Raw genomic sequence first — 19,011 nt, forward strand, 5'->3', positions numbered from 1 at the left:
TGATTATTATCCCGAATTGAGATGTTGGATACCGAAATAAAATATCTGCTAAATGATATTGCTTTAAATAACAACAGGGCATCCTTTAAAAGGGTGTACCTGTTTTATTACAGCAAATTATTTTGGTTTGCCAAATCGTTTGTAAAAACCGATGAGGCCGCCGAGGAGATCATAGACGACGTGTTTTTAAACCTTTGGATGCAGCGCGCGAGGCTAACCGATATTGGTAATTTTAGTAACTATTGCTATATGTCGGTTAAAAATAAATCATTAACACATGTTTCAAAAGCGAAGCTGAACCAGGTAAATATTGATGATGTTGAGGTAGACATTGCCGATTCGGCAGCTACAGGCGAAGACCGGCTGATCTGTAATGATACTACAGCGCTTATCAACAATTCGCTCAGTAAATTAACCGACCAATGCAAACTGGTTTTTAAACTGGTAAAAGAAGATGGTTTAAAATACCGAGAAGTTGCCGAACTGTTAAGCCTATCTATCAAAACGGTAGAATACCACATGGGTAACGCGCTGCGGCAGATTTCGGTCGGGATAGTTAACTCGCAAAAAGACCAGCTGCCTGCTCAGGGAAAGGTGGTTTCTGAAAAATAATGGGGGATGGCATCTGTTTATGCTTTCAAAGGCAGCCTGTTTGCCTATGTATGAGTTACAGGGTGGCTAATCTGGCCATAATAAACAGGTCTGTTGCTTCTTTAATTTGGTTGTGATATGCTTCAGTAGCGGTTTCTTTTTCCGCTTTATTTTTTGCTGATCAACTTAAGCTTTAAATACCCACCTAAAATAGATACCGGCGCAAAAATCAACATAGCAAATAGCTGCGTCCAATGGCTGCTGGCAGATGTCAGCATTGAGATGGCTGCCAGCAAAAAGATAACCAAAGCTAAAATGAAATTTAGTGTAAGTTTTGTTTGCCTGGCTATCAATTGCAATATAAATCCGGCTAAAACCGAAAAAAATGTGCCGTAAACTATGGTCAACATTTTAAAAGTGAGTGGCGCATCCTGGTGAGGAGGCTGTGCCGTTAACTTAAACAGCAAAACCGAGCTTGCTGCAAATACAATGTAGCCCACAATTACCGATAATATTTTCCTGGTCATTTTATTATTTTTTAATCAACTATCTGGTATATAAAGCTAAACAGGCTATTGAAAATTGCTTTGTTAACACCACGAAGCTTCCTCGTCAGCCCGCCACCATCGCGTAAGCCCTTACCGGAAAAGTGCCCACACCTTTAAACTTAGGTGGCACGGCGTTAAATTTATAACCATCCGGGGGGAGTTTGTCCAGGTTACATAAATGCTCTACTATTAAAATCCCCGCGCCCAATAAAGTGGTGTGTACCGGCCGGCTTTTGCCTGTAGTATCATCAATGTTATGGCTATCTATACCAACCAATTTTACTTCCTGTTCTTTTAAATATTGGGCAGCTTCGGCTGTAAGGTAGGGGTGGTTTTCAAAATAGGTATCGGTATTCCAGTGTTTGCTCCAGCCGGTAAATACAATTACTGCCTTACCCCGAACTTCTTTATCACGAAAGAAATCGGGGCCAATTGCCGTTACATTGCAGGCATTTATGGTGGTGGCCTCAAGGTTGGCAAATTGTTCTAAAGAAACTTCAGACATATCGGCGCCGTGCTCAAACCGGTGGAAAGGGCAATCAATGTATGTGCCCGTATTGGTTACCATTTCAATTTTTCCTATCTGGAATTCGGTACCGGTTTCATAAAACTCTTTTGATTTTTCGCGGCTTAAATAATCGCAAATGATTGGGGCTGGCAGGCCTTTATAGGTTATCAATCCGTCGAAAATAACGTGGCTGAGATCTACCAGTTTGGGGTTGTTATTGGATTGTTTCATTGGCTGTGGTGCGGTTGTTGGTTTAAAGTTAACATAAAAGGTGCTTTACTCCAGCTGCTTTTTAAGGGCTTCTTTGCTTGGTAATACCGCTTTATACTCCTTGGCAAATATTTGATTGCTACCTTGTGGAAGGGTAAATTCTATAACCGTTCTGTTTTCCTCTTTGCAAAGAATAACACCTATTGTTGGGTTTTCATCCTTTGTTTTTATTTTTCTGTCGTAATAATTTACATACATCTGCATCTGCCCAATATCCTGATGTGTTAACTTCCCGATTTTTAAGTCGAAAAGAACGAAGCACCTAAGTAGCCTATTATAAAATACAAGATCGACAAAAAAGCTATCTCCTTCAAATGTGAACCGGCGTTGCCGTCCTTCAAACAGAAACCCTTTACCAAGTTCCAACATAAAATGCTCTAACTTATCTATAATGGCGGTTTCAAAGTCATTTTCAGAGTATTTACTTTCTTCTTTTAACCCAAGAAACTCTAACACGTAATGGCTTTTAAGTGCATCGGCAGGCTTTTCTATTATTTGTCCTTTTGTTGCAAGCTGTTTAACCTCGTTTTTATCCTTGCTTAAAGCTAATCTTTCAAATAATGCCGAATTGTATTGCCGCTGCAATTCTCTTACCGACCAATTATTTGCTGCAGCTTCTATTTCATAAAAGTTGCGTTCATCTTCATTTTTAATTTTAAGCAACAAAACATATTGTGACCACCCCAATGGAAACGGGATGGGAGATTTCCCAGACAGTGTCTGGGATTTTAATAGTTGATCGAATTTCCCAGACAGTGTCTGGGAAATTCGATGTTGGTAGGTTATATAAAAGCCTCTCATATACTCCAGGTTAGAGACGGAATACCCTTTCCCAAATTCTTTATTTAATTCATTGCTTAAATATATTAGCGTTTCTTTAGCGTATTCTGCTCGTTGGCTTCCATGTTGCTCATCTTCTACAATCATTTTACCTATTTGAAAATAAGTAAGGATCATAGCAGCGTTAACATTCCTGACAATATAATGCTGCGTCTCGGCTATTATGGTTTTGATATTTTCAAAAAGTGGGAAGGGATTGTTTTTTGATCTCATTTTTATATGCTGCTATGTCAAAACTACTAAGAATCATTATACCCAATGATAGATGCGGGTAACAAAAATCTCACGGTAATCTTTTTTTTAATAATTTTCATTTCCCACCAGGGTGTTTCCATTAATTACAGTCTTTACAATTAGAGAGACGTAAATAATGATCAACAATATCTGGATACTTATTGGTAAAAAGTTAAGTGGGGAGGCTACCGCCGAAGAGCTGGCCGAACTTGAAGAACTTTTGCGGCAAGGCGGTACCGATTTATACCCGGTTGATTTACTGGAAAATTTATGGCGCGAAGAAAATAAACCCAAAGCTGACGACAAGCTGGAAGCCAAATGGGCTGCCTTTGAAGATAAACTTGATACAGCCGATAAAGCAGAGGCCGACGAATTGGCCCAACCAGAAAACCAGGAAAACGGTAAATCCAAATCGGGGATAATTAAGTTTCTTAAGTTTTTTTCGATGGTAGTGGCCGCTTGTTTTGCGTTGGTGTTTTTTGTGATAAATAAAAAAGATGTAACAGGCCCTGTTAAGTCAAACCAAATAACCGCTCCACAAAACGGCATCAGTAAAATTCAGCTGTCTGATGGCACCAGAGTATGGTTAAACGCCGGCAGTAAACTAATTTACGATGCCAGCTACGGACTTGAACAAAGAAAAGTTAGCCTGCAGGGCGAGGCGCTGTTTGATGTGGTTAAGGATGCCCAACACCCGTTTATAGTTACCACATCAACAATCAGCATTAAAGTACTGGGTACCCGGTTTAATGTAAGGGCCTATAACAACGATAAAACATCCGAAGCTTCGCTGATACATGGGCGTATAGAATTAACCATTTTAAAAACCCCCGAGAAAAAGATTATTTTAAAAGCCGCCGATAAGCTCACCATTAATAATGAGCAGCCTGTTTTAACAGGCAAGGCTTTAGTGCCATCAGATAAAAGCATAACCGAAGAAACGCCATTGATGGTTTTGGGGCAGATTCATCAGGCAAAAAAAGACACGCTGCCTTCTGAAGCCCTGTGGGTTGAAAACAAGCTGGCCTTTGACGCCGAAGACTTTGAAAGCCTGGCCAAACAGCTGGAACGCCGCTATAATGTTACCATTGTTTTTAAAAACGATGACCTGAAAAAATTAAGGTTTACCGGCAAGTTTAAAAACGAAACCATAGCCAAAGCCTTAAAAGCACTTAAAACAACAACCTACTTCCATTATAAAACCGACAATAATCAAGTTTTAATTTATTAACCATTAAACCATTAATCAAATAGCCTATGCTTAAATAAGTATCTAAACTGAAAACCAAAAAGCGGAAGAATGTTCCACCATTCCCCCGCTAATACGGTAAAAGTTAACTACCAGCCCTTTTGAAAACCAAATAGTTAAAACAACCTTAATGCTAAATTATGAAAAAAAATGTACCCCGCATTAACCAAGTGCGGTTAAACCAATTTTTGAAAATATTTCTTATGTTTAAATTTATCCTTGCCCTGGTGATTGTATCGTCATTTCAGGTTTTTGCAAAAGGATATGGCCAGACAGTTATCAATGTTAATTTCCAGAATGTTACCTTAAAAAAGGCATTCAAGGAGATCGAAAAAAAATCTGACTACCGCTTTTTGTATAACGACGATATACTGGCAAAAAATGAATTGCCCGCCAGTCTTAACGTTGCCAATGCATCGTTAGATGAAACAATGGCCGCCCTGCTTGCCAAAACCAACCTGGTTTACAAGCTGAGCGAAAATAACCTGGTGATACTGTCAGAAAAAGGTGCCACAGTATCGATACTTACCGTAACCGGTAAGGTTACCGACGAGGCCGGCATGCCGATGCCCGGCGTAAGCATCAAAGTAAAAGGAACAAGCGCCGGTTCGCAAACTGATGTGCAGGGAAGGTATGTACTGAACATTCCGGATGCCAGCGCCAGTAACGTGGTGTTGGTGTTTTCGTTTATAGGATATACTACGCAGGAAGTACCGTTAAATGGCAGTTCGTCGCTTAATGTTCAGCTTAAAGCATCGTCAAATTCATTAAACGAAGTTATTGTTGTAGGGTACGGATCGGTAAAAAAGAAAGACCTTACAGGCTCTGTATCGGTAGTAAACGTTGATAATGCCAAAAAAACAGCATCATATGATGTAGCCAAACTATTACAGGGCCAGGCAGCCGGTGTAAGTGTACAGGGATCTGGCGAGCCGGGTGGTTTTGTACAAATCAAAATCAGGGGTATATCTACATTTGGTAACAACAGCCCCCTGTTTGTTATTGATGGCGTACCCGTTGATGCCCCGTTTGATTTCCCTACCGATAATATAGAAACCATACAGGTATTAAAAGATGCGTCAGCAGCTGCAATTTATGGTTCGCGTGCTGCTACAGGAGTGGTTATCATCACGTCTAAAAAAGGGAAATCGGGTCCTTTAAAAGTTAATTATAACGGTTATTACGGCCTGCAAAATATTGCAAAACGAATGGATGTTACCGATAGGGTAGGTTATCAAAAAATAACTACCGCTGCGGAGTTAAATGCCGGCTTAACCATAGCCCCTGCAAATGATCCTTCAAACGCGGCCTTCATCAGTAAAACCAATACCGACTGGCAAAAGGAAATGTTTAAAACCGGCAAAATACAGGATCATAACCTGAACTTATCCGGCGGCAGCGATGCCATAAGCTATAATGTTGGTCTTGGTTATTTTGATAATACCAGCACATTATCTGGTCCGCAAAGCTACAGGCGTTATAACTTTACAGGTAGCTTCCAGGGTAAAAAAGGCATATTTAGCTTTGGTGGTAAAACAGCCTACACCCAATCGCACAAAAATAACCCGGCTATTACAAGTTCGCACGCGGTATTTGGCGGCGGCCTTACCAGCATGCTGACCGCTATACCAACTATGCCGGTTTACGACCCTAACAGGCTGGGCGGCTACGGGGGTAGCGATAACGTAACCCAAAGGGCTATTACCCTTAACGTTATTGGTATGAATAACCTGGTAACCGATTACAGCAACCGTAACAGGATGTTTGGTAACTTTTGGGGCGAACTGGAACTGGTTAAAAACCTTAAATACAAGGTTAACGTAAGCTACGACCGTACCGATTATGAGAACTTCCATTACGAACCATCATACGACCTTGGTTTTTACTACCTGAACACCAAGTATTACCTTAACGATCAAAACGGTAACGCGCATACCGGCCTGGTTGAAAATACCTTATCGTACCAGTTAACCGCAGGCAAACATAAGCTGGATGTTTTGGCGGGTACATCATACCAGGAAGATCATAACCAGTTTGTTACCGGTACAGCATCGGCCGCCGGCAGCCTTCAGTTTTTCACCTTTGGCTCCATTGCCGATCCAACCTCAAAAGGGTTAGATGGTTATAAAGATGCCAGCACATTATTATCATACTTTGGCAGGTTAAACTATAATTACGATAGCCGTTACTTGTTAACCGTAAACTTCAGGCGGGATGGTTCATCAAGGTTTGGTCCTAAAAACCGCTTTGGTAACTTCCCTTCAATTGCCGCCGCCTGGAACGTTGGTAACGAAAAAGCTTTCCATTTACCATCATTTATTAGCAGCTTAAAGCTCCGTACCGGTTATGGCGTATTGGGTAACCAAAATTTTGCCAACTACATGTACCAGTCATACATCAATGGCAACGCCAGCTACCTGTTTGGCAATACCCTTGCACCTGGTGCAACCACAGTTGCCGTTAGTGATCCTAACATTAAATGGGAATCTACATCAACAGCAAATGCTGCGGTTGACTTTGGCTTTTTTAATGATAAACTGGCACTTACCGCCGAGTATTTTTATAAAAAATCTACTGATATCCTGGCTGGTATTCCGTTGCCTTTATCAGTAGGTTCGGTGCCTGCATCGGTAACTACCAACGCAGCATCAACAGAAAATAAAGGTGTTGAGTTTTCTGTAAGCTATCGCGAAAACATTGGCAAACTACAATTGAACGTTACAGCCAATGCCAATACGCTTAAAAATAAAGTATTAAAATTGGGCGGTACCAACAACCCTATATACGGCGCGGGCAGTAAAACTGAAGTTGGCCGCGAAGTAGGCGAGCTATATGGCTTTGTTACTGAAGGCATTTTCCAAAACCAGGCCGATATTACCAGTCACGCTACTCAAACATTGGCCGCGCCAGGCGATGTTAAATTTAAAGATGTTAACGGCGACCATGTGATTACTGATGCCGACAGGGTTTACCTGGGTTCGGTAATTCCAAAACTTTACTACGGCTTAAACGTGGGGGCATCGTACCAAAACTTTGATGCATCGTTTTTCCTGCAAGGCAGCGCCGGCAACAAGGTATTTAACGGTGTATATCACGACCTGATGGTTGGCCAGTACGGCAACTCATCAACAGCCGAACTGAATTTCTGGACCCCGACCAATACCAATACCAACATACCGCGACCAATCATTGGCGACCCGAACGGCAACTCGCGCTTCTCTGATCGTTTTGTGGAAAGCGGCAGCTATATCAAATTACAAAACGCGCAGTTAGGTTATACCATACCTAAAAATATTTTAAATAAAACACATGTTTTCAGCAGCTTAAGAGTGTATCTGTCTGGTCAGAATTTATTGATCATTTCTAAATACCGTGGCTACGACCCTGATTTTATAAGCGACGGTTTATTTAGCCGTGGTTATGATTATGGATCGTTTCCAAATCCAAGAACGGTTATGTTAGGTGTACAGGTAGGATTGTAAAAATTTATTAAAAACAGAGTCATGAAAACAAACACAAAATATTTTATATGGGCATTCGCAGCTGTAGTATGCCTTAGCGCCTGTACTAAGAAGTTAGACCAGGTAAATCCAAATCAGCAAACAGCAGCGTCATTCTGGAAAACGCAGGCCGATGCTATCGCTGGCTTAAATGCCGCTTATGGCAGTTTAATTATTGATGGTACTTACATGCGTTTTACACCGGCTATGCTGGATATCAGGGGCGACGATGTACGTAGTAACAGCCCATGGACAGCATTTTATAACATTGGCCGTTTTGCATTAGGCACAGCAGATGGTGCAGGCTACGGCTGGGCTTATGGCGCATATTATGAAGGTGTTGCCCGTGCCAACCAGGTGCTGGATAATGTGCCCAACATTACAATGGATGCCGGCTTAAAAAGCCGCATACTGGGCCAGGCCCATTTTTTAAGGGGATTGTATTTTTTTCACCTGGTTAACTTTTTTGGCAAGGTATCGTTGCCTACCCACTATGTAAAAACATCGGCCGATTATTTTGTAAAACAATCAACCGAGGCCGAAGGCTGGAAACAGGTAGAAGATGATTTTACCGCGGCTGCTGCTTTGCTGCCGGCATCCTACACATCAACCAACGGACCGGATGCAGGACAGATTGGTCGTGCCACTAAAGGCGCCGCCATGGCATTCCTGGGCAAAGCTTTATTGTTTAACAAAGATTTTGCCGGAGCCGCTACGCAGTTTAAAGCGATTATTGACGCAAACGTGTACAGCCTGGTTGCAAACTACAAAGACAATTTTACCGAAGCCAACGAAAATAATTCAGAATCGATATTTGAAGTGCAGTTTTCACGCGACGCCGGGGGTACAGATCTTGGCTGGGGCGGTGCACCGGTATCAACCTGGGGCCGTACATCGGCAAGGGCCATTACATTTGCTCCGCGCAGTTTTGGGTGGACAGACGTGCAACCTACATTTTCGGCATTGAACGAATACATGATCGAAAAAACAGTTGACGGTAACGTTGATCCAAGGGTTGATGCCACCATTTATTACAACAAACCCGGCGAGACCTTGTATGGCCAATCGTTTTTTGACAGGTACAAGAATAACCCTGCCGATTTGAACGACATATTTTGCCGCAAATATGAAAACGGTGATACCCGTGCTGATGAATTTGACTGGCGCTCGGGCATCAACGAAAGGATTATGCGCTACGCCGATGTATTGCTGATGTATGCCGAGTGCCTGAACGAGACCGGCCAAACCGCACAGGCTTATCCGTACATACAGATGGTACGTACCCGTGCCAAACTTCCCGACCTGGCAACTACCAAACCAGGCATGACCCAGGCCCAGATGCGCGATCAGCTTGCACATGAAAGGTTGTTGGAGTTTTGTTTGGAAGGTCACCGTTTTGATGATATCCGCCGTTGGGGATGGTTGCAGGATCCGGCCAAACTGGCTTTATTAAAATCGCGCGATGCTGAGTTTAATACTTACCAGGCAGGCCGCGAATATTTTCCTATCCCGCAATCAGAAATTGATAACAACCCTGGTTTTAAACAAAACGCTACTTATTAAGTAAGGTTAAATGTTATGCAGGGGCGCTTGTTTACGCCCCTGCATAAAATGAACACAGATTAGGTTAAAGCTGTGCCGTTTTTTATAAACGGTGCAGCTTATTTAACTCCAAACAAAATTTTTGCGGTGATAAAAAAACTTTGCTTTATAACTTGCATATGCCTCGCGTTTCAGCAATGGGTTAATGCGCAATCCGTAAATCAAAAGGAAGCTGTTGTTGATGTTACCATTGATGCGGGCCATAAAGGGCCGGTAATATCAAAACTGGTATACGGGCAGTTTATTGAATTGCTGTTTAATTATTTTGAAGGCGGCCTGTGGGCCGAAATGCTGGGCGACAGGAAATTTTTTTACCCGGTAAGCTCAAATGAAAAATTAATCCCCGGCAACTCCCGTAATTATTTAGGTCGATGGAAACCGCTTGGCCCCGATGCATTTGTAAAAATGGATAGCGCGAACGCCTATACCGGCGAGCATTCGGTTAAGGTTGTTATGGACAATAAATCAACGCATGGTATACAGCAAGGCGGGCTCACCTTTTTAAAGAATAAGGCATATGCCGGTTACATAATTGTTAAAGCCAAAAAAGGTACAATAATTAACATTGATGTTATTGCTGATGATAACTTAGGTAACCTGAACATTGCCCTCCCGGTGATAGATAACGGGTTTCATAAATACTCCTTTAAGTTTAGGGCTACTGCAGGCAACGCCACTTTTAAGGTATGGGCAAAAGGCAATGGTTCCTTTAATGTTGGTGCGGTTTCTTTAATGCCTGCTGATAATATACAAGGCTTCAGGGCCGATATTTTACATCATTTAAAGGAGATGAATTTGGGTATCATCCGCTGGGGCGGTAATGCTTCATCCGGTTATGATTGGCGCAATGGTATTGGCGACAGGGACAAGCGAGCCCCCAAATATGATTACGCCTGGAGCGCCATGGAGTCAAATGATGTGGGCACAGATGAGTATATGACCCTTTGCAAGTTACTGAATGTGGTGCCCTACATAGGGGTAAATGCCGGTTTTGGCGAGGCATATTCAGCTGCTCAATGGGTACAATATGTTAATGGATCTGTATCAACACCAATGGGTAAACTAAGGGCTAAAAACGGGCATCCGCAACCTTATAATGTAAAATGGTGGGGTATAGGTAACGAGATGTATGGCGAGTGGCAACTGGGCCACATGCCTATAAAATACTACGTGATTAAACACGAGGTTTTTGCCCGGGAAATGAAAAAGCAAGATCCATCAATAATCCTGTTGGCATCCGGTGCATCGCCATTTGAAATGGGCGCGACATCGGTATACGTTAGCCACCCCGAAGTTGCACATGTGCCATATAGCTACGGCTCGGAACAGGATTGGTCGGGCAATTTGCTGGCCCGCGATGCCCGGTACATGAATTTTATAGCCGAACATTTATACCCCATATCCGATTCGGCCTACAACGAAAAAACGCAGCGGTTTGATCATGTGAACGATTCATTGCCGCAACGCATCAGGCGCCTGCCCAACCGCATCAAAGGCGCGGCCGAAGCTTTTGAACAATACGTGAATACCATTCCCGAAGTAAAAAGCCGGAACATCCTGATGGCGATGGACGAATGGCGTATGAAAGATGGCTGGGGATTGGAAGACGCCCTGGCAACCGCCGAAGGGTTTAATGAGATAGCCCGGCACACCGATATTATCAAAATGTCGGCCTATACATCAACAAGCGCGCCGCTGGGTTTGCTTTACAACGCAACTGCAAGCGCTATGCAGCCCAACGGCCTCGTTATTAAACTATATACCCATCATTTTGGCAGTATCCCGGTATTGGTAAGCGGCAACGCCAATCAGCCCCAGGTTGCCGGTACCACCGGTGCCGACAGGCCGGCTGTATCATCAGGTAGCAGCACTTATCCATTAGATGTAATGGCCGCGCTTACAAACGATGGTAAAAAAATAACCATCGCGGTGGTTAACCCAACAAGGCAAACACAAACACTGCAAATACTATATAAAAATATAAGTATTGCTGCAGATGGGCAAAAATGGACTATAGCAGGTACTGATTTAAAAGCCATCAATGTGCCGGGAGCTAAACCAACTATCGGCATTGTGCCATCGGCAGTTAAAAATGCCGGCGAGTCGCTCAGCACCGAGCCGTTAAGCGTAACACTATTTGAACTGAACATTAAACAATAACAAAACCGGGAAATAGCATGATGAAGAAAGCAAAATACCTATTGGCGATAACAGGGCTGGCAACAGTAATGATATCCTGCTCAAAAAAGGACACGCCTACGCCAACCAAAACGGATACAACTACAACACCGGTAACGCCGGCAGCTTTCGATATTAATTCGATTACGGATACTTATGCCGATATCTCGGCTTTTACTTATTACCCAAAATGGACGGTATACAATGTACACGATCCATCCATCAAAAAATTTGGCGATTACTATTATTGCTACAGTACCGATGTTGGTTTTGGGATCGATGTCCGTTCGGGTTTGCAAATCCGCCGGTCTAAGGATTTGGTGCAATGGGAATTTGTAGGCTGGGTGTTTTCAACATTACCAGGGCAGGGCTCGGCATATATCACAGGCAAAGGAGGTACCCCGTTCAACTCGCTATGGGCACCCTATGTAATGAAGGTAGGATCAGAATACCGGCTGTATTACTCCCTGTCATCGGCCGTAGCGCGGTTAAGCGTTATCGGTATGGCAACCGCCACATCGCCCGAAGGACCGTGGACAGAGAAGGGGGTAGTGGTAACATCGGCCAATGATGCATCCATCCAAACCAACGCTATCGATCCAACGGTGGTAACTACAACTGCAGGCGAGCAGTATATGTATTACGGTTCGGCATGGGATGGTATCTATATTTTAAAGCTGGATGCTTCAACCGGCCTTGCGGCATCACCCGGCGATAAAGGCAAACGGATTGCCAACCGCGGTTTTACAGGCGGCAAATACAATGGCAACATTGAAGGTGCCGAGGTGATTTATAATCCCGACCTGAAAAAATATTTCCTGTTTATCAGCTACGATTGGCTGCAAACCAAATACAACGTTAGGGTAGGCAGGGGCGATAGCCCAACCGGTCCGTTTTATGATTATAACGGGCAGGATATCAATACCAATGTTGATCATGGGCCGATGATTTTAGCACCATACCAGTTTAACGGCCATGGCGGCTGGCAGGGAACCGGGCATTGCGCGGTATTTGATGATGGCAGCGGGCAATATTTTATGGCACACCAGGGCAGGCCGGGCGTTAACTCCTATTTCATGGACCTTCATGTTCGCAAAATATCATGGACACCTGATGGCTGGCCGGTGGTTTCGCCGGAGCGTTATGCCAATGTTGCCCAAACAGCTATTGCTAATGCCGATGTCGTGGGTACTTACGAGAAGATAACTTTAGGTTACCATATTGTACCTGGCTACGGAACCGAGCAAACCAATCCCGATTTCCAGGTAGCTACTACATTTAAACTGGATGCTGCCGGTACCATAGATGGCAGCGCCACCGATACCTGGACTTATGCATCGCCATACATCACCCTAAAATACGCTGCCGGCGCCACCTACAAATTAAAAGTTGAACGCGAACGCGACTGGGAAAACAAAGTAGCATCAACCTTAATATTTACCGGGCTGGATAATATAGGCACGGCTGTTTGGGGGAAGAAGCGGTAAACAGCAACAAGTTGTAGGATATAGTCATTCTCGCTTGTCCAATTTTCCTGTCATCCTGAGGTACGAAGGATCTATCAGCCGTTCATAACCGATAGAAAAGTTCACTAATAGATCCTTCGTGCCTTAGGATGGCAGTCTTTTATTTTTGAATGTCATTTCCTCCGTCAGAATCCGTGGATTTTAAAACTCGAAATGACATTTTTTTATTTTTTAAAATAATGATTGTGAAAATTACACTTATTAATATTTTTTTGTAGTTTTAGCGTACCAATACAAACCAACAATGATCAGGAAAGCTTTTTTTACTTTTTGCGGTGCAGGCATGCTTTTATCTGCACAAGCGCAAACGCCACGGGTTTATACCATACAAGCCGATAAAATTAAAACGCCCATACAAAAAACCATGTACGGTATCTTTTTTGAAGATATTAACCAGGCTGCTGATGGCGGTGTTTATGCCGAATTAATAAAAAACCGGTCGTTTGAGTTTAACATGCCGATGATGGCCTGGGACGATCATAAAAAAGACGGCGGCGATGGCCGGATAGAAGTAATTAACCGCGCGACAGAAAGGCCGGAAAACCCGCACTTTATAAAGGCTTATGTAACATCAGAAACCGGATCATTCGGTTTGGAAAATGAAGGCTTCCGCGGTGGAACCGGTATTAAGGAAGGCGAAACATACAGCTTTTCGGTAATGGCAAGGCAAAATGGCGACAGTAACGTAAAACTGAATATAGAACTGCATGGCGATAATGACGCCATTATTGGCAAAGCCGATTTGAGTGCGCCTGATAAGGAGTGGAACCGTTACAGCGTAAAATTTACGGCATCGGCCACAGCTAAAAAAGCAAAGGTTTATGTTTGGCTAACAGGCAAAGGTGTTATCGACCTGGATATGATTTCCCTGTTTCCTGAACATACCTGGAAAAACAGGCCCGGAGGCTTACGCGCCGACCTGGTGCAAAAACTGGCCGATATTAAACCTGGCTTCCTGCGCTTCCCGGGCGGATGTATTGTAGAAGGCCGCGAACTAAATACCCGCTACCAATGGAAAAAAAGTATTGGCGATATTGATAAACGTACCAACATTATTAACCGCTGGAACACCGAGTTTGCGCATCGTCCGGCACCTGATTATTACCAAACATTTGGCCTGGGCTTTATGGAGTATTTCATGACGGCCGAAGATATTGGCGCATCGCCGCTGCCTATTCTGAATTGTGGTATGGCCTGCGAGTTTAACACATCCGAAATGGTTCCGCTTGATCAGCTTGATCCTTATTTGCAGGATGCACTTGACCTGATTGAATTTGCCAATGGCGATGTAAATACCAAATGGGGCAAACTGCGTACCGATCTTGGTCACCCTGCACCTTTTAACCTGAAATTGATTGGTGTGGGCAATGAGCAATGGGGCCCGCAATATATTGACAGGTGGAAAATATTTACCAAAGCCATTAAAGAAAAATATCCCGATGTAAAAATTGTATCGGCCTTAGGCCCGTTCCCTAAAGGGCCGGAGTTTGATCTATTGAACAAAACTTTCCGCAGCCTGGGTGCCGACATATTGGACGAGCATTATTACGCATCGCCAAAATGGTTTAGGGACAATGCACGCCGTTATGATAATTATGACCGCAAAGGGCCAAAAATATTTGCCGGCGAATATGCCGCACAAAGTGTACAAACCGGTAGCCCCCTAAACAAAAACACCTGGGAATGCGCCCTTGCCGAAGCAGCCTTTATGACCGGCCTTGAGCGTAACGCCGATGTTGTTAACATGGCATCATACGCGCCGCTTTTTGCCCATGTAGACGGCTGGCAATGGACCCCCGATTTGATCTGGTTTGATAACCTGAAAAGCTACGGTACGCCAAACTACTACGTACAGCAGTTATTCTCGCTTAACAAAGGCACCGACGTAGTGCCCCTGATGCTGGGCAATGAGTCGGTTGCCGGGCAGGATGGCTGTTATGCCACCGCCAGTTTGGATAAAAACACCAATGAGCTGATCATCAAATTTGTAAATACTGCCGCTACTGCCCAAAACGTAAGCTTTAAAATAAACGGCGGAAGCTACCAGAAAAAAGCTACCGTAATAACACTGCATAGCGAAAAAGGCAGCGACGAAAACTCGTTGGATAACCCAACAGCAATAAGCCCGGTACAAAGCACCATGGCGGTAAGCGGTAAATTGGTAAATGTTAGCGTAGAGGCTAATACGTTTAAGATAATCAGGCTGAAGAATAAGTAAAACCGGTTATGATTATGTCACGAGTATCCATCGGATGAAACCTGAGAATTGTTATGATGTGCAACGGATATCGTTAGATGAGTGTTCTAAACTACCGTCATTGCGAGGTACGAAGCAATCCTGAACTATGCGGGACTAAGCATGTCGGGGATTGCTTCGTACCTCGCAATGACGGGGAGTAAAACTTCAGTTAAACAATTGATTTTGAAAAAACTAACCATAGCCATCCTTTTGATGACCTCCTGCATCGTCGCCCATGCGCAGGAGTTAAAAACTGGTATATCGGTGCATGATCCGGTGATCATGAAGCAGGATAGCGCGTATTACATTTTTTGCACCGGCATGGGTATATCCATGTGGTCGTCGGCAGATAAGTTGCATTGGAAGCGTGAACAGCCTGTGTTTGCAAGCGCGCCACAATGGGCTGTTGATGCTATTCCCGGTTTTAAAGGGCATATCTGGGCACCCGATATTTCGTATTATAACGGCCTTTACTACCTGTTTTATTCGGTATCGGCATTTGGTAAAAATACCTCGGCTATCGGCGTGGCTACCAATACTACTTTACATCCTAATGATGCGGCTTATAAATGGGTTGATCATGGTAAAGTGATCCAATCTGTCCCCGGTAAAACCAATTGGAATTCTATCGACCCTAATTTAATTACGGATAAACATGGCACGCCATACCTTGTATTCGGCTCGTTTTGGGATGGGTTGAAATTGGTTAAGCTTAATAACGACAGGTTAAGCGTTGCCGAAAATATAGATAATATCCCAACCATCGCAACGCGCAGAAAAGCAGTTAACGAAAATCTGCCCGCTGTGGATGGCAACCCGGTTGATGCCGGTGGTAACGCCATTGAAGGCCCGTTTATTTACAGGCACGATAAATACTTTTACCTTTTTGCATCGATAGACTACTGCTGCAAAGGACCTAAGAGTACTTATAAAATGATCATTGGCCGTTCCAAAACATTAAAAGGGCCTTACCTTGATAAAGCCGGCCTGGCCATGAACAAAGGCGGCGGCAGCATTTTATTGGAAGGCGATAGTAACTGGTATGGCGTAGGGCACAATGGCGTTGCCCACTTTGATGACGACGATTACATCATTTATCATGGCTACGATGCAGCAGACCGGGGCATATCCAAACTGCAATTAAGAAAATTGAACTGGGTTAATGGATGGCCGGTGATAGGGGGACGGTAAAAAACTCGAAATAAAAGTTGCGTCATTACGAGGTACGAACCAATCCCCGATAAGCTAAGTCCCAAATAGTTTGGGATTGCTTCGTGCCTCGCAATGACGGTTCATGTAACACATTATGAAAACATCAAAATATCTACTTGCATTGACAACCATTTTGGGCTGCCTTACCTCGGTACAAGCCCAAACGGTAAAATCGGATTCTGTTATCCATACCGATGGCAACCCAATCATCCGTCACGAATTTACGGCAGATCCGGCTGCGATGTTATATAAAGGCAAAGTATACCTGTATACCGGCCATGACGAAGCGCCAACCAACCACAACGGTTACGTAATGCATAATTGGACGTGCTTCTCGTCGTCGGATATGGTCACCTGGACGGAGCATCCTTCGCCAATGAATGTAAAGGATTTTACCTGGGCGCGTGATGATGCCTGGGCATCGCAGGTAATTGAGCGCAATGGCAAATTTTATTGGTATGTAGCTGTTGAGCACGCCACCATACACGGCAAAGCCATTGGTGTAGGCGTTAGCGACAGCCCAACCGGCCCCTTTAAAGACGCCCGCGGAACGGCCCTGGTTACCAACGATATGACCAAAGCCGTTAAACACTCCTGGGACGACATCGACCCATCGGTTATTATTGGTAAAAACGGGCAGGCCTACCTGTTTTGGGGCAACGGCATTTGCTATTATGCCAAGCTAAAACCCAACATGACCGAACTTGACGGAGAAATTAAAACCATTACCCTGCCGCATTATACCGAAGCGCCATGGATTCATGAACGTAATGGATGGTATTATCTTTCATACGCCTATGAGTTTCCCGAGAAAATAGCCTACGCCATGAGCCGCAATATCAATGGCCCCTGGGTTTATAAAGGCATCATCAACGAAATTGCCGGCAACTCCAACACCAATCACCAGGCTATCATCAACTTTAAAGGCAAAGATTATTTTATATACCATAACGGCGCCCTGGTGCCCGATGCCGGCAGCTTCCATCGCTCGGTATGTATCGATTATTTGTACTATAATAAAGATGGTACAATAAAAAGAGTGGTGATGACAAGCGAGGGGGTGAGTAAGGTTAAATAGGATTTGATTAAAAAAGATCGGAATGCGTGCCTGTGCGCACCAACTCAAGAAGCATTATTTGTTCATTTTCATCCCAAATAAGTAGCAGATCTGGTTTTACGTGACATTCCCAATAACCCTTATAGTCGCCGCTGAGTTTATGGGCATTGTGTTTTTTTGACAGTCCGCTATGCCCTTTTTCAGCAAGCGTAGTAATAACCTGTTGCAATAATTGTAAATCTTTAACGGATCGTTTTTTAAGCAGTTTTAGATCTTTTAAGAATTTTGTGGAAGTAACTATTTCAAACATCTTCCTTGATCAGATACTGTCGAACAATTCATCTACGCTTTTGTATTTCCGTCCTTTTCCGGCTTTAAGTTCCGCCATAGCGGCAATAGTATCCGCATTTGGAATGCCGGATTGCTTTTTTACTTTAACAGTCACTCCAAGTTCCTTTAAAAATTGCTTAACAAGGCGGGTTTTATTATCTGGTACATTTATTTCAAGTATTTGCATAACAAACTTTTTGGATGTAATACAAATTTACTTAATTGTAATCAGCTTGAATAAAAACATGTCATATTTTTATAAGCCGGATCAAGTTTGCAATCACTTTAGCTTTAGTCGTTATGCTTAAATACCTGTGTTAATTATTTTCACCGGTATTTTCCTTAAATTTGATAATATTTAATGGCTTAAGTTATGGAAAAAGTGAAGCAATCATTTGATCAGGCCGAATTAGAACTTTTAAAAGAAGGTTTAAAGCGAAGCTATAAAGAGCGTTTTGAAATGGCTACCCGTTTATATAAAATACAGCAAGCTGCCAGCAAAGCTTCAGTAACTCATAAACCATTTATCAGTAAATAATTGTGGATGTATTTGATGAGGAAATTGTTAATTTCTGGAAAGCCCTGCAAGATTACCATGTGCAATATATTCTGATAGGTGGCTACGCTATAAATTTCCATGGTTATCAGCGTTTCACAGGTGACCTGGATATTTGGATTAACGACAATTTAGAAAACAGGCAAGCCTTACGTAAAGCTTTCATAGCCTGTAATATGGGTGATTATCCAATAATAGAAACCATGCAATTTGTGCCTGGCTGGACTGAATTTCACCTAAACAACAGTCTCCGGCTTGATATACTCACCGAAATGAAGGGCCTGGAGCAATACAGCTTTGAGGAATGTCTGCAAATGGCTTCTGTGGCCGATATTGAAAATGTAAAAATACCATTCCTGCATATCAATCAACTGATAATCAACAAAAAACGGGTTAACAGGCCGAAAGATCAAAGCGATGTTTTGGCGCTTGAACAGATACGTAATTTAAGGGATGATATCTAAATTTATTTATCTCCGGGGTATCGGGCCTGTGCGATACCAATAAATTAAGCAGCGCCAGTGATTCTACTGCGCTTTGTGCCAAAAGTCGGCCTAATGTTATATTATTG

16 protein-coding genes are annotated in these 19,011 nt (G+C 43.3%); 11 read left to right on the forward strand and 5 right to left on the reverse strand.

The features are described 5' to 3' along the window. The first annotated feature begins 21 nt into the window (after positions 1 to 21). Positions 22 to 612, forward strand: coding sequence for an RNA polymerase sigma-70 factor (locus PQ469_RS01180; protein ID WP_274211352.1), 591 nt, complete (start codon positions 22 to 24; stop codon positions 610 to 612). Positions 613 to 758: 146 nt separating this feature from the next. Here PQ469_RS01180 and PQ469_RS01185 read toward each other — a convergent pair whose 3' ends face one another. The 3 genes from PQ469_RS01185 to PQ469_RS01195 all read right to left on the reverse strand — a co-directional run bounded on the left by PQ469_RS01185 (position 759) and on the right by PQ469_RS01195 (position 2,970). Further along, positions 759 to 1,118: a hypothetical protein gene (locus PQ469_RS01185; protein WP_274211353.1), complete on the reverse strand. Its 360-nt coding sequence runs from the start codon at positions 1,116 to 1,118 to the stop codon at positions 759 to 761. An 85-nt stretch (positions 1,119 to 1,203) separates the two neighbouring features. After that, the gene (locus PQ469_RS01190) at positions 1,204 to 1,878 is read right to left on the reverse strand and encodes a cyclase family protein (RefSeq protein ID WP_274211354.1); all 675 of its coding nucleotides are present in this window, start codon (positions 1,876 to 1,878) and stop codon (positions 1,204 to 1,206) included. A gap of 45 nt (positions 1,879 to 1,923) precedes the next feature. Next, a complete protein-coding gene (locus PQ469_RS01195; RefSeq protein WP_274211355.1) occupies positions 1,924 to 2,970 on the reverse strand; it encodes a PDDEXK nuclease domain-containing protein in 1,047 nt (348 codons plus the stop codon). Positions 2,971 to 3,127: 157 nt separating this feature from the next. Here PQ469_RS01195 and PQ469_RS01200 point away from each other — a divergent pair, with 157 nt between their 5' ends. The 8 genes from PQ469_RS01200 (at position 3,128) to PQ469_RS01235 (ending at position 17,575) form a co-directional block, all read left to right on the forward strand. After that, a complete protein-coding gene (locus PQ469_RS01200) occupies positions 3,128 to 4,222 on the forward strand; it encodes a FecR family protein (protein WP_274211356.1) in 1,095 nt (364 codons plus the stop codon). A gap of 221 nt (positions 4,223 to 4,443) precedes the next feature. Continuing rightward, the gene (locus PQ469_RS01205; RefSeq protein ID WP_274211357.1) at positions 4,444 to 7,722 is read left to right on the forward strand and encodes a TonB-dependent receptor; all 3,279 of its coding nucleotides are present in this window, start codon (positions 4,444 to 4,446) and stop codon (positions 7,720 to 7,722) included. 21 nt (positions 7,723 to 7,743) lie between these two features. Then, the gene (locus PQ469_RS01210; protein WP_274211358.1) at positions 7,744 to 9,303 is read left to right on the forward strand and encodes a RagB/SusD family nutrient uptake outer membrane protein; all 1,560 of its coding nucleotides are present in this window, start codon (positions 7,744 to 7,746) and stop codon (positions 9,301 to 9,303) included. Positions 9,304 to 9,429: 126 nt separating this feature from the next. Further along, positions 9,430 to 11,502, forward strand: a complete 2,073-nt coding sequence (locus PQ469_RS01215) for an alpha-L-arabinofuranosidase C-terminal domain-containing protein (RefSeq protein ID WP_274211359.1) — start codon at positions 9,430 to 9,432, stop codon at positions 11,500 to 11,502. 17 nt (positions 11,503 to 11,519) lie between these two features. Beyond that, entirely contained in the window at positions 11,520 to 13,007 is a 1,488-nt protein-coding gene (locus tag PQ469_RS01220; RefSeq protein ID WP_274211360.1) for an arabinan endo-1,5-alpha-L-arabinosidase, read from the forward strand. A 283-nt stretch (positions 13,008 to 13,290) separates the two neighbouring features. Next, positions 13,291 to 15,264, forward strand: a complete 1,974-nt coding sequence (locus PQ469_RS01225) for an alpha-L-arabinofuranosidase C-terminal domain-containing protein (protein ID WP_274211361.1) — start codon at positions 13,291 to 13,293, stop codon at positions 15,262 to 15,264. A 204-nt stretch (positions 15,265 to 15,468) separates the two neighbouring features. Next, complete coding sequence (locus tag PQ469_RS01230) at positions 15,469 to 16,476, forward strand: family 43 glycosylhydrolase (RefSeq protein ID WP_274211362.1); 1,008 nt, start codon at positions 15,469 to 15,471, stop codon at positions 16,474 to 16,476. A 115-nt stretch (positions 16,477 to 16,591) separates the two neighbouring features. Beyond that, complete coding sequence (locus tag PQ469_RS01235; RefSeq protein ID WP_274211363.1) at positions 16,592 to 17,575, forward strand: glycoside hydrolase family 43 protein; 984 nt, start codon at positions 16,592 to 16,594, stop codon at positions 17,573 to 17,575. Between the two features lie 7 nt (positions 17,576 to 17,582). On the opposite strand, the gene PQ469_RS01240 is transcribed toward PQ469_RS01235, so the two are convergent. After that, positions 17,583 to 17,864, reverse strand: a complete 282-nt coding sequence (locus PQ469_RS01240) for a type II toxin-antitoxin system YafQ family toxin (RefSeq protein ID WP_090641010.1) — start codon at positions 17,862 to 17,864, stop codon at positions 17,583 to 17,585. A 9-nt stretch (positions 17,865 to 17,873) separates the two neighbouring features. Continuing rightward, positions 17,874 to 18,071 carry a hypothetical protein gene (locus tag PQ469_RS01245; protein WP_090641012.1) on the reverse strand — a complete coding sequence of 66 codons (198 nt, stop codon included), beginning with the start codon at positions 18,069 to 18,071 and terminating at the stop codon, positions 17,874 to 17,876. Between the two features lie 186 nt (positions 18,072 to 18,257). Between PQ469_RS01245 and PQ469_RS01250 the strand changes: the two genes are divergently transcribed. Together PQ469_RS01250 and PQ469_RS01255 are read left to right on the forward strand one after the other, a co-directional pair. Continuing rightward, a complete protein-coding gene (locus tag PQ469_RS01250; protein WP_274211364.1) occupies positions 18,258 to 18,422 on the forward strand; it encodes a hypothetical protein in 165 nt (54 codons plus the stop codon). A gap of 2 nt (positions 18,423 to 18,424) precedes the next feature. Continuing rightward, positions 18,425 to 18,904, forward strand: a complete 480-nt coding sequence (locus PQ469_RS01255) for a nucleotidyltransferase (protein WP_274211365.1) — start codon at positions 18,425 to 18,427, stop codon at positions 18,902 to 18,904. The last annotated feature ends 107 nt before the right edge of the window (positions 18,905 to 19,011 follow it).

The organism is Mucilaginibacter sp. KACC 22773, assembly GCF_028736215.1.
GTDB lineage: Bacteria > Bacteroidota > Bacteroidia > Sphingobacteriales > Sphingobacteriaceae > Mucilaginibacter.